A 25,243-nucleotide genomic window follows, 5' to 3' on the forward strand; every position below is an offset into this window, starting at 1 on the left:
TATAGGCGTTGGGAGATTGTCCGGGAATTGCCGTCAAAGTTACTTGCGCGTGCACTGCCCGGGCGAAACCGGAGCGCTAAGTCCCGGAGCTTGGGCAGCCACCGGCTGGATGTCCTCCATGGTGAGTGCAAAGCCAAGTGCAGCATCGGTGGTGGTCTTGGCAAAGATCAAACCGGCTACCTGCCCTTGCATGGTGAGCAGTGGTCCACCGGAATTGCCCGGTTGGACGTCGCCTGCGAGCTTGTAGACCAATTCCGGGGAAGGATTGCTGCCATAAATATCAGGAACAAGGATGGTCGAAATCCCTTGGACAGTTGCCGGTTTGGACTGGAACGGACCACCGTGCGGGTAGCCCGCAAAGGCTGCAGGGCTGCCAGCGGCCAGGTCGGTGCTCAAGGGAAGCGGAGCGGATGAAAGTCCGTCCACGGCCAAAACCGCGATATCCCGCTGGGAGTCGAAGTAGACCACCCGACCCGGCAACGCGCCGCCGTCGGGAATTTCCACCACCGGTTGCGACACGCCCGCAACAACGTGCGCATTGGTCACGACGCGCCCGGGCGAGACCACAAATCCGGAACCCGTCTGGTTCTGGCCGCATTCAAAGGCCGTGCCCGCGATCTTCAGTACGGACTCGGCAGCCTGGTTCAGGGCTGGAGTATCAGTGGACTCGTTGGGAACCGGAACCGGCGTCGCTGGGCCGAAGCCTTCAATCAACTTGGGAATACCGTCGCCGATCACCGTAGATCGCAACTGGGCCATAGTGGTTTTGACCGGCGTAGGAGTCAAGGAATCGATGTATCGAATGACCCGTGATTCAGCCAGCTGCTGCGAGACGAACGGCACGCCCAGCGAACTGATACTGAACGCCAGCATGGACATCACCAGCGCCGAAACCACCACGCTGACAACGCCACCAATCAACCGGTCAGCGGCGTGCAACGGCTTGATCCGCACAGCATGGCGGACTTTTCGCCCGATCATGGTTCCCAGCCCGTGGCCTAAAGCAATGAGTACGACGGCGGCACCCACCGTGGCGGTCAGCCTCCAGCCGCTATCGCTCACCCAGCCGCTCACGAGCGGAACTGCTACAAAAGCAGCAATCGCACCAACCACAAAACCGGCAATTCCGCCGAGTGTCACCAGGAAGCCATTGCGGAGGCCATAGATCAGGTAGGACAGCAGCATCAAGATCAATGCCAAATCCAAAATGGTCAAGCCAAACACCAATGCTCCTTGTAGCCGGGTAGCGCCAATTGTAGTTGGGCACCCTGACAGGAAACCGTTAGTCCCGTCACCATATGGGTCCGCCCTCCGGGTCTAATCGCCCCTCAAACCGGGGCCAATGAGGACAAAAACCGCGCCGTTTCAGCGTTTCGCCTGCCAAGTACGTCACAGAAGCTTAAAAATTCTGAAACAATGGCTGGAGCGCCACGACCGAAACTTATATTCAGGAGATTTCATGGACATCGAGGTATTGCGCCGCGCACCCCTCTTCGCCACCCTTGACGACGACGCATTCCGCTTGCTGACGGACGAACTCACCGAGGTGGACCTCTCACGTGGGGCATCGGTGTTCCGCGAAGGCGACCAGGGTGACCAGCTTTACTTCATCGTTTCCGGCAAGGTAAAGCTCGGCCGCACCTCCCCCGATGGCCGAGAGTCCCTGTTGGCCATCCTCGGCCCGGGAGAACTCTTCGGCGAAATGGCGTTGTTCGACCCCAGCCCCCGCACCGCCACGGCCACCGCCGTCTCGGAAACGCGCCTGGCCGGACTGAAGAACGAAAGCCTCAACGCGCTGCTCCGCACACGTCCCGAGGTTTCCGCGCAGCTGCTGCAGGCCCTCGCCCGCCGGCTCCGCCGCACTAACGATTCGCTGTCCGACCTCGTCTTCTCGGACGTCCCGGGCCGCGTTGCCAAGGCACTCCTGGATCTGGCTGACCGCTTTGGCCGTCCGGCCACCGACGGAGTCCTGGTTGCCCATGAACTTACCCAGGAAGAGCTGGCCCAGCTGGTTGGCGCTTCCCGCGAAACCGTCAACAAGGCACTGGCCGAGTTCGTCCAGCGCGGTTGGCTGCGCCTGGAAGCTCGCGCCGTCGTCATTCTCGACATGCAGCGCCTCCGTCAGCGTTCGCGCTGATTTATCGAAGCGAAAAGCCGCCCCAGTGATGAACTGGGGCGGCTTTTTTCTTCGTGCGTGAGAGAACATCGCCCAATACCGGTCAGGACGTGAGAGAACATCGTCCAAAACCGGTCAGGACGTGAGAGAACATCGTCCAAAACCCGTCAGGATCTGAGAGAACATCGTCCAAAACCCGTCAGGATCTGAGAGAACATCCGAAAGGGTGGTGACGGACTGACTAGCTCAGCGGACTGGCCTAGCGCTCCCGCTGCGGTTCTCCGGCTACGGTTCTGGCGGCTTCGACCTCGAGCATCAGCACTCCGCCTTCGTCTACCAGGTTGGGTTGGTACACGTGGGCCTTGCGCTTGTAGCTCAGGTAGGCGATGCAGCCGTTGGCATGGGCCATTTTTTCGAGCATGATTTCGGACCCGGGGACCAGAAGTTGGCCGAGGGTGAGTCCGACGGTGTTTTCCTGGGCTATTTCGTCGCCGAGGGCCGTGGTATCGCGGAGGGCGATGGCTTCCGCGGCGCACACCCAGCGACCCCAGACCCCCTTGCTGCCCAGGATGCTGGGCTGCTGGTTCACCGGGACGGTAGCGGCGAAATAGCGGGTGTTGAAACGGGTGTGCGCGAAGTCGGGGCTAAGCCAGTTGACCAGGGGCTTCAGGAGGTCCGTGCGCAGTGAAAGGCCACGCTTGGCGAGCACTTCGCTGAAGGACTTCTCCTGGCTGGACACAGCTTCCCGGGCTTTCATCCACTCCACCGTGGAGTTGGCCTCCACCGTAGAGGAAGCGTCGGGGCCGGCAAGGAGGACGCCGGTTTCCTCGAAGAGTTCGCGGATGGCGCCCACCACGTGACGGCGGGCGAGTCCGACGTCGTCCGTTCCCAAGTGCTCGGCCCAATACTGCGGTGAGGGACCCAACCAACCGACGGGGTCGTCGTCGGACGGGTCCAGGGACCCACCGGGGAACGCAACGACACCCAGCGGCGAGGAGCCTGGCCTGTAACCAAGCCAGGTCTCCAGGCCGGTGGGTGAGTCCCGCAAGAGGACAACCGATGATGCGTAGCGGGCGGCCCTGGGGGTCCGCTCGCCGAGCTCAAGCCAGTTTCGTGCCGCCCCTTCGAGTGCCGGAGGGAGTGCGAACAGGCGGCGGGCAAGCTGCGGCAATTGTGTGAACCGGTTCCTTAGCTGAATTCAGCGATGAGCTCGACTTCGACGGGAGAGTCGAGTGGCAAGACGGAAACGCCGACGGCGGAGCGTGCATGCTTGCCGGCGTCGCCCAATACCTGGCCCAGGAGTTCGGAGGCACCATTGATGACTCCGGGCTGGCCGGTAAAAGTGGGCTCGGATGCAACAAAGCCCACTACCTTGACGATGCGGGTGATGCGGTCGAGGTCGCCGATGACGCTCTTGACGGCGGCGAGGGCGTTGATCGCACAAATAGCGGCGTAACGCTTGGCGTCCTCGGGATCGACGGTGGGCTCGTCGGAGGCACCCAGCTCGCCGAGGGAGACCTTGCCCGTAGCTTCGAGTTTGCCCTTAATAAAGGGCAGCTGGCCGGACGTGTAAACGTAGTTGCCGGAGACGATGGCCGGCACGTAGTCGGCAACAGGTACGGCGACCTCTGGAAGGGTCAAGCCGAGCTCGGCGAGACGCTGCTCAACAGCCGACGTCGGAGCGCCGGATTCCGCGGCAGACGTGGTTTCTGCGGGGGTTGTCATAGTTACTGCTTCTCCCTCTTCAGGTATGCAACAAGGCCTTTGCCATCGGGTCCACCGACGACCTGGACAAGCTCCCAACCGTCCTCGCCCCACTGGTCCAGGATCTGCTTCGTGGCGTGGATAATGAGCGGAATCGTGGCGTACTCCCATTTGGTCATGACAGAAAGCCTAGCCCTTGCCGGTAAAGTGGAAAACATGGTGACTCGCAAGAACCCCATATTCGACACTGCCACCACCCTCGGAAAGATTTTAGGTTTCCTTGGCGTGAGCGCGATTTGTGGCGTCCTGGTGGCGGGCCTTTTGGTCCCCGCAGCCGCCGTTTCGGGCAGTGCCGCAAGTGGTTCAATCCAGTTCTTTGACACTCTGCCGGCAGAGCTGCAGGTGGACCCGCCGAGCCAGAACACAACGATTCTGGCGAAGGACGGTACACCGATTGCATCGATCTACGCTGAGAACCGGACCAAGGTTCCGCTGGATCAAATGAGCCCGTTCATCAAGGACGCTGTCATCGCTATCGAGGACAGCCGTTTTTATGAACACGGCGGCATCGACACCACCGGCATCATGCGAGCCATCGTGAGCACCGCCCGCGGCAACAAGCAGGGCGCTTCCACCATTACGCAGCAATACGTTAACAACGTCATCAACGAATCGCTGGTCGCGTCCGGCAAGGACGAAGACGTCAAGCTGAACGGCCTGAACAAGGGTGTCGGCGATAAGCTCCGCGAGATGAAGTTGGCTATCGCCCTGGAGAAGAAGTTCTCCAAGGAGCAGATCCTTGAGGGCTACCTCAACATCGTCTTCTTCAACCGTGACGCCTACGGCATTGAAGCTGCCTCCAAGTTCTTCTTCAGCACTTCTGCCAAGGATCTGACACTTCCGCAGGCAGCCTTGCTGGCCGGTTTGGTGAACAGCCCGTCCGCCTTCGATCCGATCACCAACCCGGATAACTCGAAGAAGCGCCGCGACCTTGTGCTGGCCGCCATGGTCAACCAGCACAAGATCACCCAGGCCGAGTACGACGAAGCGGTGGCCACGCCTGTCACCACCAAGGTCACCCCCGCACGCCAGGGTTGCGCGTACGCCACCATGGCTCCGTATTTCTGCGACTACGTGCTGCACCTGCTCTTGAACAACCCTGCGTACGGCGAGACTTCGGACGAGCGCGAGAAGCGGGTCATGCGTGGCGGCCTTACCATCCGGACAACCCTCGATCCCACCGCGCAGACCGTTGCCCAGCAGCAGGTTGACGGGACAGCGGGCGCCAATCCGGACAAGTGGGGTGCCTCGATCGTCTCGGTCCAGCCGGGCACCGGCCAGATCGTAAGCATGGCCCAGAACACTGTTTGGCTCCCTCAAGAGGGCAAGTTCGATCAGACCCAGAACTTCAATGTGGACGTGCTCGATGCCGAGGGCAACGACCTCAACGGCATTGGTGGCTTCCAGCCCGGCTCTACGATGAAGCCGTTTACGTTCGCTGAATGGCTGAACGAGGGCAAGTCAATGAATACGACCATCAACGCTTCGGTCCGTAGGTACCCCCAGAACTTCCGGTGGAGAAACACCTGTCCTGCCCCCACTGTTGGCTGGTATGACGCCACCAACGGCACTTTCGACCTGCAGAACTCCGACGAGGGTTACTACAGAAACATGACGGTCCTCTACGGCCTCATGAACTCCATCAACACAGCCACCTTTGCGTCGGCTTCCCAGCTGGACCTGTGTGGCATCCAGGGCATTGTTGATGCCACGGGCATCCATGGCGGCCTGCCCGCCCGGGATGATGCCGGCAAGATCACGGATCCCAATCCGAAGGTGCCCATGACCACTCTGGGTAACCTCATTGGTTCCACCCAGACTGCGCCCCTCACCATGGCCAGCGCCTTCGCCACGTTCGCTGCCGATGGCAAGTACTGCCAGCCAATCGCCATCACCTCGGTAAAGGACCAGTCGGGTGCCGATCTCCCGGCGCAATCGTCCAACTGCAAGGATGCCGTCAAACCTGAAGTTGCCCGGGGCGTGGCGTATGCCATGCAGGAAGTCTTGAACGCCGGTTCGGGTTCACTGATCCGGCCGGCTCTTTCCACCCGAAACAACTTCCCGGTAGCCGCCAAGACCGGTACCAACGACACCAACGGTTCCACCTGGGTCGTCGGCTACACCACCGGGTTGGCAACGGCTTCCTGGTTCGGTGACCCCCTGGGCGACCAGAAGCGTCCCGGTCGTAACCTGACCGTCAACGGCAAGTTCTACCAGTCCATCGACGGTTACATGATTGCTGGTCCGCAGTTCACCAACTACATGCTGTCCGTAGCCCCTGCATATGGAACCAACCCGTTCCAGCAGCCGCCGTCCAACCTCCTCGGAGCCCCTGCTCCACAGCGCAGTACGGCGCCAGCACCCACGCAGAACAATCCCGCCCCCTCGCCTGCCCCTACCGGCAACGGTGGCAATACCGGGAATGGCAACGGCAACGGCCCTGGCAAGGATTAGCCGTGACCTTCGGTGATTCCCTGGCAAACCGCGTCCGCACTATCGGGCGCGGTTTCGCCGTCACTACGGCCCTCGGTGCCACTGCCGGCGCGGCAGCTGCTGCATACGGTTGGTGGGAAAAGGACCAGTTCGAAGTCCGCCATGAGACTCTCCCCATCCTCCCCGAAGGTTCGGAGCCGTTCCGCGTACTGCACCTGAGCGATATCCATTTCGTTCCGGGACAGGACAAGAAAACCCAGTGGCTGCAGTCTTTAGTCGATTTGAAGCCCGATCTTGTGGTCAACACAGGCGACAACCTCAGCCACGCACAGGCCGTCGATCCGCTGATTACCGCGCTCCGGCCCCTCATGGAATTTCCCGGCGTCTTCGTCCCGGGCTCCAACGACTACTACGCGCCCAGAATCAAGAACCCTGCCGGCTACTTCCGCGGACCGTCGAAGCTCAGGACCGACCCGATCAAGCTCGACTGGCCCAGGTTGCGGTCTGCGTTCGGCATGGGAGGCTGGATCGACCTCACAAACCGCGCCCAGTCGGTGGTGCTGAATGGCCTGCGTTTCGATTTCTCGGGCGTCGATGATCCCCACTTGAAGCGCGAACGTTATGCCGGTTGGCCCCGTGGCACCGTGAACCAGGATGCCCGTCCGCACCTCAGGGTCGCCGTTATCCATGCGCCGTACCAACGCGTGCTGGACCACTTCACCGAAGCCGAGGCCGATCTGATCCTCGCCGGTCATACCCACGGCGGCCAGATCTGCATCCCTGGTTACGGCGCTCTCGTCTCCAATTGCGATCTCCCGACCTGGCGGGCCAAGGGCCTCCACGATTGGGAAAGCGACGGATTCACGACGCCGGTGAACGTCTCAGGCGGCATTGGCACCTCGCGCTACGCCCCCGTTCGGATCGCTTGCCGCCCGGAAGCGGTACTGCTCACCCTCACGGCCCGCAGCTAAAACCTCACGGACCATTACGAACCTCAATAACTGGGGAACTTTCCACATAGCAAAGTGTGGTCCTGTGAAACGAATCACGGCATGGCATAGGGTAGTTGCTACGGGAAACTACCTCCGCACCATCTGAAGATCCAGCTGTTGAGAAGCGGGCATGTCCAAACAAACGTCATTCTTCACATCCGTCGGCCGCCTGTACCCTCATGTGCGGCCCATCCTCCCCCGGCTTTTCATGGGCCTCCTCTGCGCCCTGCTCGCCAGCATCGTCGCGCTGACCATCCCGCAAGTGTTGCGTGTTTTGGTCAACAACTCGCTGCAACCCGGCGGTGACCCAGGCGCCGTCTGGATTGCCGCCGTCGTGATTCTTGCGCTTGGTGTGGCTGAGGCCGGACTTGTGGCCTTGCGGCGGCAGTTCGTGATCAACCCGGCCACCACGGTTGAGACCAGGATGCGCGTATCGCTGTATGGTCACCTCCAGAAACTCACAGTGTCTTTCCATGACCGCTGGGGTTCCGGGCAGTTGCTGTCCCGGGCCATGACGGACCTGAGCTTTTTGCGCCGCTGGATGGCGTTCGGGGCAATCATGCTGGTGGTCACCACGTTGACGGTGATCATTGGCGTCGGAGTTATGTTCTCCATGAGTTGGCAGTTGGCGCTGATCTTCCTTGGCGCGGCGGTGCCGATCATGGTCAACTCCTTCCGCTTCCGCCGCCGCTTCAGCCTGGTCACGCGCCTCAGTCAGGACCAGGCGGGCGACCTCGCTACCACCGTGGAAGAGTCCGTTCACGGCATCCGCGTCTTGAAGGCTTTCGGCCGCAGCCGCGAAGCGCTGGAGAATTTCAACGGCCAGGCAGAAGAGCTGCGCCAGACCGAAATCGCCAAGGCCAAGCAGCAAGCCGGTTTCACGCTGGTGGTCACGTTGCTGCCTGAGTTGGCGCTGGGCGTCGGCCTGGTGGTGGGCATCATGCTCGCGGCCAGCGGCCAGCTGAGTATCGGTTCGCTTGTTGCGTTCTTCGCGACTGCTGCCGTCGTGGCTACTCCCGTGGAATTTTCGGGCATGCTCCTGGCCATGGCGCTCACTGCCAAGACTGCGCTGGACCGACACTTCGAAGTCATGGATACCGAGAACACCATCACCTCGCCGGCCCAGCCCGTAGTGCCGTTGACCGTGAAGGGCGCCCTCCGCTTTGAGCATGCGGGCTTCGGATTCGACGACGGCGGGACGCTCCTGCACGACGTCACCCTGGACATTCGGCCGGGCGAAACAATGGCGCTGGTGGGCATTACCGGCAGTGGCAAGAGCGCCTTACTCCAACTGGTGCCGCGTCTATACGACGTCACGGAGGGCGTCGTGAGCATCGATGGCGTCGACGTCCGCGATTACGACATTGAGGAACTCCGCCGGATCGTGGCGGTCGCTTTCGAGGACACCACACTGTTCTCCAGCTCAGTACGGGACAACGTCCTGCTCGGCGCCCCTGAGCCCAGCGACGCAGCCCTGGATGAAGCCTTGGACGTAGCCCAGGCCCACTTCGCGTACTCTTTGCCGGAAGGTGTAGACACGCTGATTGGCGAGGAAGGCTTGAGCCTGTCCGGTGGCCAGCGGCAGCGCATCGCCCTCGCCCGGGCCATCGCCGCGAAGCCGAAAGTCCTGGTCCTGGACGATCCCCTCTCCGCGCTGGACGTGAACACCGAAGAGCGCGTGGAAGCCCGTCTGCGTGAGGTCCTGCACAAGACGACCACGCTGATCGTCGCGCACCGTCCTTCCACGGTGGCATTGGCGGACCGGGTCGCCTTGCTCGAAAACGGAACCATCACCGCCGTCGGGACCCACACGGAACTGTTGGCTGAAAACCCACATTACCGTTACGTCATCGCAAGCCTGGATACGGGTCCGAGGGACCTGGACAGTGAACTGGACGAGCTCGAAGACGCCCAGGAGGCCCGCCGGTGAGCGCCACAACTTTTGGAACTGCCAACGAGGACAACACGCTCCTGACCAAAGCGGACAGCAAAGCAGTACGACGCCGGTCGCTGACCTTGCTTGCCTCGCTGATCCGCCCGGTGCGGCTGCGTTTCTGGATGACGATCGTGATGGTGGTGGTTTCGCAGCTCACCCGGGTGGCCGGGCCAGCCCTGATCGCCTTTGGCATCGACGCCGCGTTGCCCGCTTTGCAAGCCGGTGACAACGGCCCGCTTGTACTCGCCGGTGCGTTGTACTTGGCCGCAGCGGTCGCCACGGCCGCAATGACAGCCCTGTATGTAACGTCCACGGCCCAACTGAGCCAGGCCATGCTGTTGGACCTCCGGGTCCGCGTGTTCAGGCACACCCAGCGGTTGAGCCTGGAATTCCATGAGAAGTACACGTCCGGCCGCATCATCGCCCGTCAAACCTCGGATCTTGAGGCGCTCCGGGAATTGTTGGACTCCGGTGTGAGCTCCCTGGCGTCGGGCATGCTGTTTATGCTCTTCACTGCCTTCACGGTGTTTGCCTTGGACTGGCGCAGTGGATTGATCATGCTTGCGGCGGGTGTGCCCATGTTCTTGCTCGCGCGCTGGTACCAAAAGCATTCACAGATCGCGTTCCGGGAATCCCGGGTTGTTTCAGCGCGGTTGATCGTACACTTCGTGGAGACCATGACCGGCATCCGTGCAGTGAAGGCCTTCCGCAAGGAGCGCGAGAACGCTGACCGCTATGGTGCGTTGGCTGAGGACTACCGCAAGAACACCGTCCGCTCCATCAACCTCAACGGCATCTTCCAGCCTGGACTGGTGCTGATCGGCAACGTGTGTGTGGCGGCGGTCCTGTTGTTCGGCGGGTTCAGGGTGCTCAGCGGTGACCTCGCCGTAGGCGTCCTTCTGGCCCTTATCCTGTCCACCAAGCGCTTCTTCCAGCCGGTGGACCAGATGGCCATGTTCTACAACTCCTTCCAGAGCGCACAGGCGGCACTGGAAAAAGTATCCGGGCTCCTGGAGGAAGTGCCCACCGTCCGGCCGCCAAAGAATCCTGTCCCGCTGAAGAGTTCGCGCGGCGAGATCGACTTCAGGGGCGTGCAGTTCGGGTACAGCGATGGCAAGGTGGTTGTGCCCAAACTGGACCTGCACATTCCGGCTGGCCAAACTGTTGCCTTGGTTGGACAGACGGGCGCCGGTAAATCCACCTTGGCCAAACTCGTTGCGCGCTTCTACGACGTCACGTCCGGCGCCATCACTTTGGACGGCGTTGACCTCCGCGACCTTGCTACTACCGACCTTCGCCGGGCAGTGGTCATGGTGACGCAGGAAGCCTTCCTTTTCAGCGGCTCCGTGGCTGAGAACATTGCGCTGGGCCGGCCCGAAGCTTCGCGTGAAGAAGTGGAGGCTGCGGCTAAAGCAGTGGGCGCGCATGAATTCATCATGAGTTTGCCCGAGGGATATGACACGGATGTCAATAAGCGCGGAGGGCGCGTCTCATCGGGCCAGCGCCAACTGATCGGATTCGCCCGGGCTTTCCTCGCCGCGCCTGCTGTCCTGATCCTGGATGAAGCAACATCCTCCCTGGATATTCCTTCCGAACGGATGGTTCAGGCAGGGCTCGCCCACCTTCTGGAGGGTGTCGCTGGCCAGAACGCTGCCCGCACCGCCATCATCATTGCCCACCGTCTCTCCACTGTGGAGACGGCAGACAGGGTACTGGTGGTCCACGATGGACGGATTGTTGAGGACGGAACACCGGCGGAACTGATCACTGGTGGCGGCCAGTTTGCCCGGCTCCACGGAGCATGGCGGGACTCGCTCGTGTGAGGAGTGACACCCCCTCCTCGATTTCGCATCCCGCAGTGATTCAGCTATCCTTGAACAGTTGCTTTCGCAGCGGATCGGGATGTAGCGCAGCTTGGTAGCGCGCTTCGTTCGGGACGAAGAGGTCGCAGGTTCAAATCCTGTCATCCCGACCAAACACGAAAATGGCGCCGAGGAATCGGCGCCATTTTTCGTTTGTCCGGATCTATTCGAGCTTCTACCAATGACGCGCAACTTCACAACCGCCACACATCCCTGCATGCGACACCGACATACGGGTGTCGCCAACCCGTTTCTGGTGCTTGGGCGAATATGGGTGTCGCCGCCACCGGCCTGTTAACCTGCCCCCTTGTAAAGGGGCAAAAGAAAACCCCGGAGCATCGCTCGTCACGCTCCGGGGTTTCCAGCAGTACTACTGATTTACATAGGATCCGGCCAATTGCCGATGGAAGACGTGGTAGGTACCGTTGTGGTGCCGGACCGCATAGGATCGGGCCAGTTACCAATAGCACTTACCGTGCTGGAGTCTGCCGCCGCAGCAGCCGAGACGACTGCGGGAGCCGCAACCGTAAAAGCGAGAGCGCCTGCCAAGGCCACAGAAGCGGCCATTTTCTTGAACATATTGTTCCCCAATGCGAGTCGGATTCGTTACGGAAATTGCACGGTCCCTGTTGACATACATTGTAAAATGTTTTCCACAGAGACTGTCAAGGTTTTGGTGAAAAGACACCTGTAGGAGGACCCCGTGGGAAACGGATTCGGCGAGAAGCTACGTGCCGAACGGCTCGAACGCGGGTTGACGCAGGCAGAACTGGGCAAAAACCTGTATTCCCCGAGCTACATTTCGCTGCTTGAAACAGGTAGGCGCGAGCCTACTGCCGAGGTCATCGAAGAGCTGGCGCGCAGGCTGGAGCTGGCTCCAAAGGCTCTGGAAGCCTGGAGCCAACCCGTTTCCGTTAGCGATGCCGAGTACGTGCTGGCCGGCTTGTACGCACGGCAAGCCTGGGACCTACGCGATTACCAGCTCGCAGCAAGCCATGCAGCCACCGCCGCACAGATCGCCCTCGAGGCAAAGAACAACAGCGCCTGGTGGAATATGACCTACATGCAGGCCGAGTGTGTGATGAAGCAAGGCCAGCTCAAGGAATGCCAGCAGATTGTTGAGCACTTGCTGGAACATCCCATGGCCACGGAATCCGCGGGCCTTGGCGTGCGGGCCTGGCAGATGCTCGCCGCAGTCTGTCACGGACAAGGTCAGCTGGCCACCGCCGTCGAGCATGCAAAGAAAGCCGTGCAGCTGAGCGAGCAGCTGCCCAAGGGATCCACGCTGATCATCGGTGCGCACCGCGCGCTGATCGGCGCCCTCGCGGAGAGCGGCAAGCTGGACGAAGCATGGCAGTACTGCCTTACGATGATCGAGCACATGGACGAGCACTCCATGTCACAGCTGGCCGGCGAAGTCGCGTGGGTGGTGGGCAACGTTGCTTTCATGCGCCACGACTACGTGGAGGGCATCAAACACCACGAGCGCGCGGCCAAGCTGCTCTCCCCCGCCAACGACATCGAACTGTGGGCCCGTTTCAACAAGGCATCGGCTGCTGTCAGGTTGTCCTCCGGCATTGTTGAGCCCGAAACCCTGTCCGCGATTGAACGTGCCGAGCTCGCGCTATCCATCGTCGGCGGAAACAAGACGGACCAGTTGGAAGTGGCCTTCATCCGCGCCCGTTGGCTATACCTGACGGGCGATATTCCGGCCGCGGTGGACAAGCTTCGCGAGATCTACAAGGACCGCAAGGTGTTGGCCCGCCACACGGCTGGTGAAGTTTCGCTGCTGCTGGGCAAGTCCTTGAAGGCCGCCGGTGAAACCACGGAAGCGCTGCACTATCTGGAAGAGGCCCAGAACGACTTCAGTGCAGCCGGCGCATCGGACCGGGTGCAGCAAGCCATGGATGCGGTCCTGGAGATCCGCCTCGCGGAACGCCGCGCCGCAGCCACGTACCCTGAGCACACGGAGCACTCCGAAGCCAGTTAGCGTCCAACGCAGGCAGCCCCGGACCTTCGCGGTCCGGGGCTGCCTGCGTTATGAACGTTGTGAAGCTTAGGCGAACGTGCGCCCCGTCAGTTTCTCGTAGGCTTCCACGTAGCGGGCACGGGTCCGCTCCACGACTTCCGCAGGCAAGGCTGGCGGTGGCGTGTCCGAGGATTTGTCCCAACCGGACTCGGCGGAGGTCAGCCAGTCACGGACGTACTGCTTGTCATACGACGGCTGCGACTTGCCCGGCGCATAGGTGGAGGCGTCCCAGAAACGGGAGGAGTCCGGGGTGAGGACTTCATCGCCCAAGGTGATGATGCCCGTGTATGTATCGAGGCCGAACTCCACCTTGGTATCGGCCAGGATAATGCCCCGTTCACGGGCGATCTCCTCGGCGCGGGTGTAGATCTTCAGCGTGAGTTCGCTGAGACGGGCCGCGATGTCGTCGCCGACCATGGCCACGACGTCGTCATAGGTGATGTTGACGTCGTGCTCGCCCACGTCGGCCTTTGCAGATGGCGTAAACAGGGCCTTCTCCAAGCGGGAACCGTCAACAAGCCCTTCGGGAAGCGGAATGTTGCAGACCGTGCGGGACTCCTTGTACTCCGCCAGGCCGGAACCCGTGAGGTAGCCGCGGGCGATGCACTCCACCGGGAACATCTCCAGTTTCTTGCAGATCATGGCGCGGCCCTCGACGGCCGCGGGAACGCCACCCTCAACGGTTGACGCCAGCACGTGGTGCTCAACATCCAACTGATCGAACCACCACAGGCTCAGCTGTGTAAGGATGCGGCCTTTGTCCGGGATTTCGCTGCTCAGGACATGGTCATAAGCACTGATGCGATCGCTGGCAACCACCAGTACGCATTCCTGGCCGACCTTTTCCGTGATGGATTCATCGGTTGGGACGTAGAGGTCGCGAACCTTGCCGGAATACACGTGAGTCCAGCCGGGAAGCTGCAGGGTCTCGGTTTTGAAACCGCCTGTGGGCAGGGAATCAGTCATGCTCAGGCCTGTACTTTCGGGATGGTTCCGGTGGCTGCATAGGGCACGCGGATTTCGCCGCGGGCGGCCTTGCCTCCGATGTCCGTGCGGAACTGTGCGCCTTCAAGCTGAACCAGCTCCACGCCGTCGTACGCTTTTTCGCGGGCCTCCACCAGATCTGAACCGAGCGCGACCACCGCGAGGACGCGGCCGCCGGCCGAAACCACTTTGCCTTCCTCGTCCAGCTTGGTGCCTGCATGGACAACGTGGACGCCATCGAGCTCGTCCACCTTCTTCAGTCCGCGGATGCGATCGCCAGTGCGGGGAGCGTCAGGGTAGTTTTCGGCGGCCACGACGACGGCGACTGCCGTGTCCTTGGACCAGCGCAGCTCTTCAGCGGTGTCCAGTTCGCCCTTGGCAGCTGCCAGAAGCAGGGCACCTAGCGGGGTCTTGAGGCGTGCAAGGACTGCCTGCGTCTCGGGATCGCCAAAGCGTACGTTGAACTCGATGACGCGCGTTCCGCGCGAGGTAAGGGCGAGGCCGCAGTAGAGCACACCGATAAAGGGGGTGCCGCGGCGGGCCATCTCATCCACGGTGGGCTGGGCCACGCGGTCGATGACTTCCTGGACCAGGCCTGCCGGTGCCCACTCGAGCGGGGTGTAGGCACCCATGCCGCCGGTGTTGGGGCCTTCGTCGTTGTCGAAGATGCGCTTGAAGTCCTGTGCAGGAGACAACGGAACCGTAGTGCGGCCGTCGCAGAGGACGAACAGGGAGACCTCGGGGCCGTCGAGGAACTCCTCGATGACCACGCTTCCACCGGCGTCGAAGCAAGCCTGCGCGTGAGCGAGTGCTTCCTCGCGGTCGTTGGTGACTACAACGCCCTTGCCCGCGGCGAGGCCGTCGTCCTTAACAACGTACGGGGCGCCGAACGTAGCCAGGGCATCGGCGGCTTCCTCGGCATTGGTGGCAACACGGGCCATGGCCGTGGGAACACCGGCTTCAGCCATGATCTGCTTGGCGAAGGCCTTGGACGCTTCGAGCTGGGCTGCTTCTTTGCTGGGTCCAAAGACCGGGATGCCGGCTGCACGGACGGCGTCCGACACACCGGCGGCCAAGGGAGCCTCCGGACCGACGACAACCAGGTCCACGGCCAGCTTGGTGGCGAGTGCGGACACGGCTTCCGGGTTGTTCCCGTCAATTGCGTGCGTGGGAACGAGTTTGCTGATGCCCGCGTTGCCCGGAGCCGCATGGACCTCGGAAACGTTGGGATCTTCAAGCAGAGAGCGGACAATGGCGTGTTCGCGGCCGCCTGGGCCAATGACGAGTACCTTCACAGTCTTCAAGGGTACTTTGTGTAGGGCGCGGGGCCTAAGCTGTGTCGTCCCCCGGCAACGGATGACCGGATCCGGGACCGCGCCCGGACCTCGCATGTGACCGGGTAACACAGTCGTCGCGCCCTAGACTTGGCTCATGCCCATGAGTTCGCATGAAACGTTCAAGGTTGAGTCCGCCGTCGAACTGGCAGTCATCGAACGCAGTGGCTTTATCGAGTCCCGGCACATCGGTGCTGCCGTCGTCCTTGCCGGTGACGGAAGCGTGGTCACCCGGCTGGGTGATATCGACGCTCCCATCCTGGCCCGGTCCACCCTGAAACCATTCCAAACCCTCGCCGCCATGCAGTCCGGTGTCCCGCTCCGGGGCGCGCAGGTGGCTGTCGCGTGCGGAAGCCACACCGGTTCACTGGACCACATGGACGTCGTGGAGGGAATGCTTAAAGCGGCAGGCGTGCGCGAGGATCAGCTTCAGTGCCCCACAGCCTGGCCGCAGGACGAAACCGCCCGCAATTGGCTGGTCCGCTCTGAGCGCGGCCAGACCAAGCTCGCTTTCAATTGCTCCGGGAAGCACGCGGCTTTCCTCTGGGCATGCACGGAAAACGGCTGGGACCTTCGCAGCTACCTTGAGCCGAATCACCCACTCCAGCAGCGCGTCCGGTCCGTGATCGAGGAATACAGCGGCGAAACGATCTCCCACCTGGGCATCGATGGCTGCGGGGCACCAGTTGCGGCGATCTCGCTGACCGGACTGGCCCGGGCGTATTCCCGGTTGGCGAAGTCACCCGGCGATTCCTCCTCGAACGCACGCGCCGCCACGATCGCCACCTCCATGCTGGACTACCCGTGGGCGGTTCAGGGCAAGGGCGAGTCAAACACGATCGTCATGGAAGAGCTGGACGTCCTGGCAAAGATCGGCGCCGAAGGGGTCCTGGTCCTTGCCACTTCCACCGGCGCTACAGTGGCGGTCAAGATGCTGGACGGCAACCTACGCGCTACGTCCCTGGTTGGCTTGACCCTTCTTGCCGTCAGTGGCGCGGTGGACATTCCCGCGGTTTCCAACGTCCTGGAACGCGTGGTTGAACCCGTGCTGGGCGGCGGCCGGCCAGTGGGCAAGATCCGTCTGGGCCACGCCGTGTCCGCGATGCTCGACTAAGCCGGCCAGTTACTGACCCACCTAGTTATATAAGGAAAGAAACCATGGCAGTTGCACGACGCCGCATCGACGTCGACGAGGGCCGCGCAGCGCTGGCAGCCTGGCAATCCGCCGTCGGCCCCGCGGTTGAAGACGCGACCCCGCCGTCGCGCTCTTTGATTGCGACGGCGGTCCGCTACTCACTCGAGGAAGTCACCGCCCGTGCGCCCGGCAACTCGGTGGAGGTCCGCGTCCCGCCCTACGGCGTCACCCAGTGCGTGGAGGGGCCCCGCCACACGCGTGGCACGCCCCCGAACGTCATAGAGTGCGACGCCGCAACCTGGCTTGAGCTGGTAACCGGCCAGCTTTCGTGGGCGGACGCCGTCGACGCCGGGCGGGTTGCCGCGTCCGGGCTGCGCGCCGACCTCTCTGAACTGCTCCCCCTTTAACGGGTTTGTGTACGGCTGATGCCCTCAAGACCGCGTCTTAAGGGCATCAGCCATACACAAAACTATGTAATTAGTCCGGGCAGACCGGGTTGGTTGGCTGCCCGGGCTTGCTCATCTCGAATTGCGGAATTTCGTCCGCGGTTGGACCGCCACGGAATTTCGGTGAGGGGTGATGGCCTTCGCTGAGGCGTTCGAGTTCCTGTTCCTCGAAGACTTCCTCCTGACCGAGCATGATGGCCGAATCCTCGTTGGTAATCTCGCCATTGAAGGCACGGACCATGACGCTGCGATCGAACTGGCCTTCCCACTTGGCTACCACGAAGGTGGCTACGCAGTTACCCAGCAGGTTGACCACCACGCGCATGGAGTCCATGAGGCGATCGGCTCCGAGGAGGAGCGCGACGCCGGCCACGGGGAAGATGCCGAGGGCCGCAGCCGTGGCCGAGAGGGCCAGGAACGATGAGCCCGGAACGCCTGCCATGCCCTTGGAGGTCAGCAGCAGCACACCCAGCGCAGCCAGTTGCTGGCCGAGGTCGAGGTGGTGGCCGAACGCCTGCGCCAGGAACAGCAGCGATATGGAAAGGTAGATCGCTGCACCGTCTAGGTTGAAGGAGTAGCCCGTGGGGACCACCAGGCCGGTGGTTGCCCGGGAGCAGCCGGCATTGGTCAGCTTGGTCATGATACGCGGCATGACCGCTTCAGTGGAGGCGGTGCCAAGCGCAAGCAGGAATTCCTCGCGGGTGTACTTCAGGAAGTGCCACAGCGGAACGCGGGCGAAGCCCCAGGCCACCAGGAACAGCAGGCCGATAAAGACGACGGCGGCTCCGTAGCAGGATGCGATGAGAAGCGCATACGTGCCAAGCGTGCCAAGCCCGTACTGGCCGATGATGAAGGCCATGGCGCCGAAGGCACCGATGGGAGCGACCTTCATGATCCAGGACATGATCTTGAAGATCAGCTCCAGAACGGTCTCCATGAGGCTGATCACCGGCAGGCAACGCTGGCGGCCAATGACCACGATCGCGGCACCAAAGAAGACGGAGAAGAACAGCACCTGGAGCAGGCTGTTGCTGGCAAAGGCACCGATCACACTGCTTGGGATGACGTCCAGCAGGAAGGCAGCAGCGTCCTTGGGAACCGCGTGGCCTGTCTTTGCATCAACGGCTTCCTGGGAGAGCGTGGAGGGATCGATGTTCAGGCCAGCACCGGGCTGAACGATGTTGCCCACAATGAGTCCGAAGACCAGGGCGAAGAGAGTGGCGCAGGTGAAGTAGAGGAGTGCTTTGACTCCGACCCTTCCGACCGCCTTGACGTCGCCGACTGCCGAGATGCCCGTGACGATCACGAGGAAAATCAGCGGGGCGATGATCATCTTGATGAGTTGAATGAATCCATCACCCAGCGGCCGGAGGGTGGACCCGATGTTCGGCCAAAAATGACCGATAAGCACACCTGCGACGACGGCGATCAGGATTTGAAAAAAGAGCGACTTGTACAGTGGCTTCTTCTTCAGCGGGGCCGAACTCGCCTTCAGCGCCGCAGAGTCTGGGATCTTCATTGATCTGAACCAATCAGTTGGGAACAGCCCCACATTTGGGGGTTGTTTTCAATGTAATCCCGCTCACATCATTCCGCAAGGGGAAATTGAATTTCCATATTGCGGAAAGTCACATTTTGCTGCGAAGCCGGATGAAAGTGGCTTCCTGACCTCTTTTGACATGGAAAAACCCACGGCACGCCCAAAATATGGGCGTGCCGTGGGCGAACTTGAAGCAAAGAAGGTCAGGACGGCACACGCAGGCGCCACTCAACCTAGCCGCGGCCTACGAACGGCATGCCGGCGGCTGTCACCACCAGGGAACCAACGTTGGCCGATGCAGGCATGTTGGCCATCATGAGCACCGCACGCGCAGCGTCCTCCACGGGGAACATCGGCTCCACACGGCGGCTGCCGTCCGCCTGGAGCGCGCCTGAGCCGACTCCGATGGTGTCCATGATCTCGGTCCGGGTGTTTCCGATATCGATCTGCCCACACGTGATGCCAAACCCGCGACCATCCAGCTCAATACTCTTGGTCAAACCGGTCATCGCGTGCTTCGTCACCGTGTACGCCACGGATCTGGGCCTGGGCGAATGCGCAGAAATGGAGCCGTTGTTGATGATGCGGCCACCCTGCGGCTCCTGTGCCTTCATGGTCCTCACAGCCTCCGCGGCGCAGAGCATGGAGCCCGTGACATTGACGCGCAGCGTGGCTTCCCACTCGTCGACGTTGATCTCGCCCACGTCGCCGGCAGGCCCGAAGATGCCCGCATTGTTGAACAGCACATCAACCCGGCCCCAGCGCTCGCGGACCGCGGCGAAAAGGCGGGCGACGTCGTCGGGCACCGTCACATCGCATGGCACCGCCAGCGCGTCCGTGTGGCCACCAGCCGTCTCAAGCAGTTGCGCCTCGCGGCGGCCTGCCAACGCCACGCGGTATCCCTCGGCGAGCATGAGCCGCGCAACGGCCCTCCCAATGCCGGAACCGGCACCGGTTACGACGGCGACCTTCTGGTCTGCGGGCGGGCGTGGGTCAGTCATGTGGTCGCCTTTCGGGGAATCGCGTTCAACACAGCCTCTGCAAGCAGAATCAGTGCGCTGCTTCTGCGGACTGCTGTGCAGGCGGCTGGGCTGCAGGGGGCTGGGCTGCAGGGGGCTGGGCTGCAGGGGGCTGGGCTCCAGTTATTGGCCAGCCTATGACAGTCTTCGGACGCGGCGTTGCATAGGTGCGGACCTTGGACGTCGTGAGGCCAAGCCTGACCAAGGACTCAGCGATGGTAACGGCCGCCGCCACCCCATCGACCACCGGGACGCCAGTGCGCTGCCGGACCTTCTCATCGAGGCCAGCCATGCCACCGCAGCCAAGGACAATCACCTCGGCCTTGTCTTGAAGAACAGCCTGCTCGGCCTGGCCCACGATTGCCTCGACGGCACGGTCCGGATGTTCCTCGAGTTCCAGCACGGCCATGCCGCTGGCGCGGACTGAAGCGCAGCGCGCCTCCAGCCCAGCAAGCTTGAGGCGGTCCTCAATCAAGGGGACGGCTCGGTCCAATGTAGTAACCACGGAGTACTTGTGGCCAAGGAACATCGCAGTGCTTGCAGCAGCCTCGGTGATATCCACGACCGGGACATCGAGGAGCTCCTGCAACCCTTCGCGGCCGTGCTCGCCGTAGCCGGCCTGGATGACGGCGTCGAAGGGTTCGGGATAGTTGACCACCGCGTCCATCACGGCGATAGCGGCAAGGTAGCTCTCGAAGTTGCCCTCGCAGGAATCGGCGCCAAAACGCGGAGTGATGCCGACGATCTCAGTGCCGGGAGCTGCAGCAGCCCGGGCCTGGGCGGCAATGGAATCAGTCATGGACTGGGTGGTGTTCACGTTTGCCACAAGAATGCGCATGGTTTCCTCTCAACGGCAGCGCCCGCCCTTGCCCCTTGGACCGGGGAGGACGGGTGGTGCCTGATCATAGGGTGGGCTAGTGAGTGCTGGCGACGGCGATCGGCTCGCCGGAGACGTCCTCGTGGATGTGCTTCTTGTCAGCAACAGCGAAGAACGTGAGCGCGGCGACGCCGGCTCCGATGAACCAGGCGAATGGTGCCGCGGCAGCCAGTCCCGGGATGAAGGCAATGGCAATGGCCAGGGCGGCCGCAGGAAGCATGGCGATGATGGCCTTGGGGTTCACGCCACGCTTGTAGAAGTACGCGCCCTTGGGATCATCGGTGTAGAGCTCTGGGACATTGACCTTGCCTCGACGGACCAGCCAGTAATCGGCCATGACCACACCGAACAGCGGACCGAGAAGAGCGCCCAGGCCACCGAGGAAATACACGATGACGATCGGGTTGTTGTAGAGGTTCCACGGCAGGATGATGAGGCCGATGGTGCCGCTGACCCAGGCTGCCTTGCGGAAGTTCAGATGCCGCGGGAAAAGGTTGGTCAGCGCGTAGACGGGTGCCACGAAGTTGGCCATCAGGTTCACGGCGATGGTTAGGATCAGCAGGGCAAGGCAAGCCAGGACCAGCAACAGAGTATTAGGAATGCTCTGGACGATGTCCGACGGGCTCTCGATGACTGTTCCATTGATCTTGTACTGCCCGCCTGCCATGACCACCACGATTGCGCCGAATACCAGCATGTTGATGGGGATGCCCCAGAAGTTGCCCTTGACGATGGACTTCCTGGAGACAGAGGACCTGGTGAAATCGCAGAAGTTCAGGACGAACGTTCCGTAGATGGAAACCCACAATGCGCCACCGGCGAAGATTGTGAGCCACATGTCCGCACCCTCGAGTCCCTTGATGCCGCTCCATTGGATTGCTCCGCCAGCCTCGATGAAGACCCACACTGCAATCGCAGCCATGGTCACCAGGATGATGGGACCCGCGAAGGCCTCGTATTTCCGGATCATTTCCATGCCGAAGCTGACGATGACGAGCTGGACAATCCAGAGCGCCACGAAGGAGAGCCAGCCCAGCGTTGAAAGGCCAAGGATGGAGTTGCTGTCCAGGTCCTTGAGGCCAGGGGCCATGGCGACGAGCATGACACGAAGCACCACAGATGCCAGGTACGTCTGGATGCCGAACCAGGCGACAGCCACCGCGCCGCGGACCAGGCTGGCGATTTGGGCGCCCCGGATGCCGAAGCTGATGCGGCTCATGACAGGGAAGGGAACGCCGGTCTTCTGGCCCATGAATCCCGAGAAGTTCAAGAGGGCGAAGAGAAGGATTGCCCCGATTCCCAGTGCCACGAGGATCTGCCAGCCACCCAGTCCGAGGGAGAACAAACCAATGGCAAAGGCATAGTTACCCAGGCTGTGGACGTCATTGGCCCAGAGGGTAAAGATGCTGTAGCTCGTCCACTTACGGCCGGCTGCCTTAGTGGGTGCGAGGTCGATGTTGTAAAGACTCGGGCTGATGGTACGGCCTGCCGCTTCGGAAGCAATAGCGCAAAGGTCCGTGTTGCCCACGGCCGGGTGGTGGGGGCCACCTGCTGCTATGTCTCCCGGAGCCTCAGTGACGCCGACTGATGAAGTCGTCTGCATCATGGATCTCCACTTCGTACTGTTTCCACATTGCGGAAACAAGTTATTGAATAGTGAAAACACTTTATGACCTAGGTCACGTCACGTCAAGGCGTCACAACTGTATGGAGGGTCACATTCGGTTGATTGGCCGGGTGTTTCCCAGTTGACTGTTGCGGTTACGTAATCCGTGTTGACGCTGCCCATCGGCAGACGTAATCTCGAATTGCAGAATTTTATTCTCACAATACGAAATTCCTTGAGCGCCCCCACAGAGCAAGCGCCCAGACATTCAATGAAGAGAGGTTGGACGTGGCTGCAGGAGAAGAGACCTCACACATCCTCAGCGGGTTGACTGCCCAGCTGCCTGATCGTGATCCGGAAGAGACCGCGGAGTGGATTGAGTCACTTGATGCGTTGATCGCGGAGCAGGGCACGGAGCGTGCCCAGTACATTATGCGTTCGTTGTTGCAGCGTGCCGGTGCCCGGTCGGTGGGTGTGCCGATGGTGACGACCACTGATTATGTGAACACGATCCCGGTGGACCAGGAAGCAGAGTTTCCCGGGAACGAGGAGTTCGAGCGCCGGTACCGTGCGTACATGCGTTGGAACGCCGCGGTCATGGTCCATCGTGCGCAGCGGTCCGATATCGGGGTGGGCGGGCATATTTCCACCTATGCCGGCGCGGCGACGCTGTACGAGGTCGGGTTCAACCATTTCTTCCGCGGCAAGGACCACCCCTCGGGCGGGGACCAGGTGTTCTTCCAGGGCCACGCGTCCCCGGGCATGTACGCCAGGGCGTTCATGGAAGGCCGGCTGACCGAGGAGGACCTGGACGGGTTCCGCCAGGAAAAGTCCCGGGAAGGCCACGCGCTGTCCTCGTACCCGCACCCGCGCCTGATGCCGGACTTCTGGGAATTCCCGACCGTGTCGATGGGTATCGGGCCGATGAACGCGATCTACCAGGCCCAGTCCAACCGGTACCTGCACAACCGCGGGATCAAGGACACCTCGGACCAGCAGGTCTGGGCGTTCCTGGGTGACGGGGAAATGGACGAGCCCGAGTCCCGCGGCCTGCTCCAGCTCGCGGCGAACGAGAACCTGGACAACCTGAACTTCGTGATCAACTGCAACCTCCAGCGCCTGGACGGGCCGGTGCGCGGCAACGGCAAGATCATGCAGGAACTGGAGGCCTTCTTCCGCGGCGCGGGCTGGAACGTGATCAAGGTCGTCTGGGGCCGGGAATGGGACTCCCTGCTGGAAGCGGACGCCGACGGGGCGTTGGTGAAAATCATGAACGAAACCCCCGATGGTGACTACCAGACCTACAAGGCCGAGTCCGGCGGGTTCGTCCGGGACCACTTCTTCGGCAAGTCCCCGCAGACCAAGGACATGGTCGCTGACCTGACCGATGACCAGATCTGGGGCCTCAAACGCGGCGGGCACGATTACCGCAAGGTCTACGCCGCGTACAAGGCAGCGACCGAGTTCAAGGGCAAACCCACCGTGATCCTGGCCAAAACCGTCAAGGGCTACGGACTGGGCCCGCACTTCGAGGGCCGCAACGCCACCCACCAGATGAAAAAGCTGACCATGGAAGACCTCAAGGCCTTCCGTGACCACCTGCGCATCCCCATCAGCGATGACCAGCTCGACGCGGACCTCTACCGGCCCCCGTACTACCACCCCGGCATGGACGCCCCGGAAATCAAATACCTCATGGAACGCCGGGCCGAACTGGGCGGGTTCGTCCCCGAACGCCGCCGCACCCACACCCCCGTCACCCTGCCCGAGGCCAAATCCTACGAAGTCGCCAAACGCGGATCCGGCAAACAACAAGCCGCGACCACCATGGCCTTCGTCCGGCTCCTGAAGGACCTCATGCGGGACAAAAACTTCGGCGCCCGGTTCGTGCCCGTCGTCCCGGACGAATCCCGCACCTTCGGCATGGACGCGTTCTTCCCGACGGCGAAAATCTACAACCCCAAGGGCCAGAACTACCTCTCCGTGGACCGGGACCTCGTCCTGGCCTACAAGGAATCCCCCGCCGGGCAACTGATCCACCCCGGCATCAACGAAGCCGGCGCCGTCGCAGCCTTCACCGCCGCCGGAACCGCGTACGCCACCCACGGCGAACCCCTGGTCCCGATCTACGTCTTCTACTCCATGTTCGGCTTCCAACGCACCGGAGATTCCTTCTGGGCAGCAGCGGACCAAATGACCCGCGGCTTCATCATCGGCGCCACCGCAGGACGGACCACCCTCACCGGCGAAGGACTCCAACACGCCGACGGGCACTCCCCCCTCCTGGCCTCCACCAACCCCGCCGTGAAAACCTACGACCCCGCCTACGGCTACGAAATCGGCCACATCATCCGCCACGGCCTCGAAGAAATGTACGGCGAAAACAGTACCGACGGCACCGGCACCGCGTCCGATAAAAACGTGATGTACTACCTCACCGTCTACAACGAACCCATCACCCAACCCGCGGAACCCGAGAACCTGGACACCACCGGGCTGATCAAGGGCATCTACCACCTCGCCCCCGCACCCGAAGGCGACACCAACCGGCCCACCGCGAACATCCTCGCCTCCGGCGTGTCCGTGCCCTGGGCCATCGAAGCGGCCCGCATCCTCAACGAGGACTGGGGCGTCGCAGCCGACGTATGGTCCGTGACCTCCTGGAACGAACTACGCCGCGACGGCCTCGCCGCCGAGGAACACGCCTTCCTCAACCCCGGCCAACCCGCCCGCACCCCGTTCATCACCGAACAACTCGCCGGCACCACCGGACCCGTCATCGCCGTGTCCGACTACATGAAAGCCGTCCCCGACCAAATCCGCCAATTCATCCCCAACGACTTCGCCTCCCTCGGAGCAGACGGCTTCGGCTTCTCCGACACCCGCCAAGCCGCCCGCCGCTACTTCAAAAACGACACCCACTCCATCGTCGCCAAAACCCTGCAGTTGCTGGCGGCGAGGGGCGAGGTCGAGGAGGGTGCGCCGTCGTACGCCATTGACCGCTACAAACTGCTCGACGTGAACGCCGGCACCACCGGCGGAGCAGGCGGCGACGCCTAAGAACGGCGACGCCCAGGAACCCGGGCAAGCCAAGGTAGGGAAATACAGTTGGCGGCAGTGTTCATGAAGAACACTGCCGCCAACTGTATTTTTGCTGTACTACCGGGGTG

The 25,243-nt window shown here is 62.1% G+C and carries 19 protein-coding genes and 1 tRNA gene; 10 read left to right on the forward strand and 10 right to left on the reverse strand.

All coding sequences use genetic code 11. The features are described 5' to 3' along the window. Window positions 1-39: 39 nt before the first annotated feature. Entirely contained in the window at window positions 40-1,224 is a 1,185-nt protein-coding gene (locus ACZ5G6_RS19450; protein WP_223934457.1) for a MarP family serine protease, read from the reverse strand. Between the two features lie 235 nt (window positions 1,225-1,459). Between ACZ5G6_RS19450 and ACZ5G6_RS19455 the strand changes: the two genes are divergently transcribed. Next, complete coding sequence (locus tag ACZ5G6_RS19455) at window positions 1,460-2,137, forward strand: Crp/Fnr family transcriptional regulator (RefSeq protein ID WP_011775987.1); 678 nt, start codon at window positions 1,460-1,462, stop codon at window positions 2,135-2,137. 238 nt (window positions 2,138-2,375) lie between these two features. Here the strand turns inward: ACZ5G6_RS19455 and ACZ5G6_RS19460 are convergent, their stop codons facing one another. From ACZ5G6_RS19460 to sp36, 3 genes are read right to left on the reverse strand one after another with little or no spacing between them, the layout of a single operon-like run. Further along, window positions 2,376-3,287, reverse strand: coding sequence for an NUDIX hydrolase (locus ACZ5G6_RS19460; RefSeq protein WP_223934458.1), 912 nt, complete (start codon window positions 3,285-3,287; stop codon window positions 2,376-2,378). Window positions 3,288-3,304: 17 nt separating this feature from the next. Beyond that, window positions 3,305-3,841, reverse strand: a complete 537-nt coding sequence (locus ACZ5G6_RS19465) for a RidA family protein (protein ID WP_223934459.1) — start codon at window positions 3,839-3,841, stop codon at window positions 3,305-3,307. 2 nt (window positions 3,842-3,843) lie between these two features. Beyond that, the gene (gene sp36, locus ACZ5G6_RS19470) at window positions 3,844-3,999 is read right to left on the reverse strand and encodes a Sp36 family protein (RefSeq protein ID WP_011775990.1); all 156 of its coding nucleotides are present in this window, start codon (window positions 3,997-3,999) and stop codon (window positions 3,844-3,846) included. 37 nt (window positions 4,000-4,036) lie between these two features. Here sp36 and ACZ5G6_RS19475 point away from each other — a divergent pair, with 37 nt between their 5' ends. From ACZ5G6_RS19475 to ACZ5G6_RS19500, 6 genes are all read left to right on the forward strand, one after another. After that, window positions 4,037-6,334: a transglycosylase domain-containing protein gene (locus ACZ5G6_RS19475; protein WP_498687427.1), complete on the forward strand. Its 2,298-nt coding sequence runs from the start codon at window positions 4,037-4,039 to the stop codon at window positions 6,332-6,334. 2 nt (window positions 6,335-6,336) lie between these two features. Further along, complete coding sequence (locus ACZ5G6_RS19480; RefSeq protein ID WP_223934461.1) at window positions 6,337-7,284, forward strand: metallophosphoesterase; 948 nt, start codon at window positions 6,337-6,339, stop codon at window positions 7,282-7,284. Window positions 7,285-7,435: 151 nt separating this feature from the next. After that, window positions 7,436-9,235 carry an ABC transporter ATP-binding protein gene (locus ACZ5G6_RS19485; protein ID WP_498687429.1) on the forward strand — a complete coding sequence of 600 codons (1,800 nt, stop codon included), beginning with the start codon at window positions 7,436-7,438 and terminating at the stop codon, window positions 9,233-9,235. Further along, entirely contained in the window at window positions 9,232-11,064 is a 1,833-nt protein-coding gene (locus tag ACZ5G6_RS19490) for an ABC transporter ATP-binding protein (protein ID WP_498687431.1), read from the forward strand. Before ACZ5G6_RS19485 ends, ACZ5G6_RS19490 begins: the two co-directional genes overlap by 4 nt. Before the next feature lie 75 nt (window positions 11,065-11,139). Continuing rightward, a tRNA-Pro gene (locus tag ACZ5G6_RS19495) sits at window positions 11,140-11,216 on the forward strand. 590 nt (window positions 11,217-11,806) lie between these two features. Then, entirely contained in the window at window positions 11,807-13,093 is a 1,287-nt protein-coding gene (locus ACZ5G6_RS19500; protein ID WP_498687433.1) for a helix-turn-helix domain-containing protein, read from the forward strand. Window positions 13,094-13,159: 66 nt separating this feature from the next. Here the strand turns inward: ACZ5G6_RS19500 and ACZ5G6_RS19505 are convergent, their stop codons facing one another. Both ACZ5G6_RS19505 and purD read right to left on the reverse strand, forming a co-directional pair. Beyond that, the gene (locus tag ACZ5G6_RS19505; RefSeq protein WP_223934466.1) at window positions 13,160-14,098 is read right to left on the reverse strand and encodes a phosphoribosylaminoimidazolesuccinocarboxamide synthase; all 939 of its coding nucleotides are present in this window, start codon (window positions 14,096-14,098) and stop codon (window positions 13,160-13,162) included. A gap of 2 nt (window positions 14,099-14,100) precedes the next feature. Continuing rightward, window positions 14,101-15,411, reverse strand: coding sequence for a phosphoribosylamine--glycine ligase (gene purD / locus ACZ5G6_RS19510; protein ID WP_223937651.1), 1,311 nt, complete (start codon window positions 15,409-15,411; stop codon window positions 14,101-14,103). Between the two features lie 136 nt (window positions 15,412-15,547). Here purD and ACZ5G6_RS19515 point away from each other — a divergent pair, with 136 nt between their 5' ends. Together ACZ5G6_RS19515 and ACZ5G6_RS19520 are read left to right on the forward strand one after the other, a co-directional pair. After that, the gene (locus ACZ5G6_RS19515; RefSeq protein WP_223934467.1) at window positions 15,548-16,564 is read left to right on the forward strand and encodes an asparaginase; all 1,017 of its coding nucleotides are present in this window, start codon (window positions 15,548-15,550) and stop codon (window positions 16,562-16,564) included. Window positions 16,565-16,608: 44 nt separating this feature from the next. Beyond that, a complete protein-coding gene (locus tag ACZ5G6_RS19520; RefSeq protein ID WP_498687438.1) occupies window positions 16,609-16,992 on the forward strand; it encodes a sterol carrier family protein in 384 nt (127 codons plus the stop codon). 70 nt (window positions 16,993-17,062) lie between these two features. Here ACZ5G6_RS19520 and ACZ5G6_RS19525 read toward each other — a convergent pair whose 3' ends face one another. From ACZ5G6_RS19525 to ACZ5G6_RS19540, 4 genes are all read right to left on the reverse strand, one after another. After that, a complete protein-coding gene (locus ACZ5G6_RS19525) occupies window positions 17,063-18,550 on the reverse strand; it encodes a cation:dicarboxylate symporter family transporter (RefSeq protein WP_223934469.1) in 1,488 nt (495 codons plus the stop codon). Between the two features lie 254 nt (window positions 18,551-18,804). Next, complete coding sequence (locus ACZ5G6_RS19530) at window positions 18,805-19,572, reverse strand: SDR family oxidoreductase (protein ID WP_498687441.1); 768 nt, start codon at window positions 19,570-19,572, stop codon at window positions 18,805-18,807. 49 nt (window positions 19,573-19,621) lie between these two features. Further along, entirely contained in the window at window positions 19,622-20,428 is an 807-nt protein-coding gene (locus ACZ5G6_RS19535; protein ID WP_498687443.1) for an aspartate/glutamate racemase family protein, read from the reverse strand. Between the two features lie 76 nt (window positions 20,429-20,504). Next, window positions 20,505-22,070, reverse strand: coding sequence for an NCS1 family nucleobase:cation symporter-1 (locus ACZ5G6_RS19540; protein ID WP_498691963.1), 1,566 nt, complete (start codon window positions 22,068-22,070; stop codon window positions 20,505-20,507). A gap of 291 nt (window positions 22,071-22,361) precedes the next feature. On the opposite strand from ACZ5G6_RS19540, the gene aceE reads away from it, so the two are divergent. Beyond that, the gene (gene aceE / locus ACZ5G6_RS19545; RefSeq protein WP_498687445.1) at window positions 22,362-25,133 is read left to right on the forward strand and encodes a pyruvate dehydrogenase (acetyl-transferring), homodimeric type; all 2,772 of its coding nucleotides are present in this window, start codon (window positions 22,362-22,364) and stop codon (window positions 25,131-25,133) included. The last annotated feature ends 110 nt before the right edge of the window (window positions 25,134-25,243 follow it).

This window comes from Arthrobacter sp. TmtSoilC51, assembly GCF_055388015.1.

What these genes read in the sequence shown, in the direction of transcription:
- ACZ5G6_RS19455 (WP_011775987.1), top strand. Translation starts at nt 1,460, where the DNA reads ATGGACATCGAGGTATTGCGCCGCGCACCCCTCTTCGCCACCCTTGAC.
- ACZ5G6_RS19465 (WP_223934459.1), bottom strand. Translation starts at nt 3,841, where the DNA reads ATGACAACCCCCGCAGAAACCACGTCTGCCGCGGAATCCGGCGCTCCG.
- sp36 (WP_011775990.1), bottom strand. Translation starts at nt 3,999, where the DNA reads ATGACCAAATGGGAGTACGCCACGATTCCGCTCATTATCCACGCCACG.
- ACZ5G6_RS19475 (WP_498687427.1), top strand. Translation starts at nt 4,037, where the DNA reads ATGGTGACTCGCAAGAACCCCATATTCGACACTGCCACCACCCTCGGA.
- ACZ5G6_RS19485 (WP_498687429.1), top strand. Translation starts at nt 7,436, where the DNA reads ATGTCCAAACAAACGTCATTCTTCACATCCGTCGGCCGCCTGTACCCT.
- ACZ5G6_RS19505 (WP_223934466.1), bottom strand. Translation starts at nt 14,098, where the DNA reads ATGACTGATTCCCTGCCCACAGGCGGTTTCAAAACCGAGACCCTGCAG.
- ACZ5G6_RS19515 (WP_223934467.1), top strand. Translation starts at nt 15,548, where the DNA reads ATGCCCATGAGTTCGCATGAAACGTTCAAGGTTGAGTCCGCCGTCGAA.
- ACZ5G6_RS19520 (WP_498687438.1), top strand. Translation starts at nt 16,609, where the DNA reads ATGGCAGTTGCACGACGCCGCATCGACGTCGACGAGGGCCGCGCAGCG.
- ACZ5G6_RS19525 (WP_223934469.1), bottom strand. Translation starts at nt 18,550, where the DNA reads ATGAAGATCCCAGACTCTGCGGCGCTGAAGGCGAGTTCGGCCCCGCTG.
- ACZ5G6_RS19530 (WP_498687441.1), bottom strand. Translation starts at nt 19,572, where the DNA reads ATGACTGACCCACGCCCGCCCGCAGACCAGAAGGTCGCCGTCGTAACC.
- ACZ5G6_RS19535 (WP_498687443.1), bottom strand. Translation starts at nt 20,428, where the DNA reads ATGCGCATTCTTGTGGCAAACGTGAACACCACCCAGTCCATGACTGAT.
- ACZ5G6_RS19540 (WP_498691963.1), bottom strand. Translation starts at nt 22,070, where the DNA reads ATGCAGACGACTTCATCAGTCGGCGTCACTGAGGCTCCGGGAGACATA.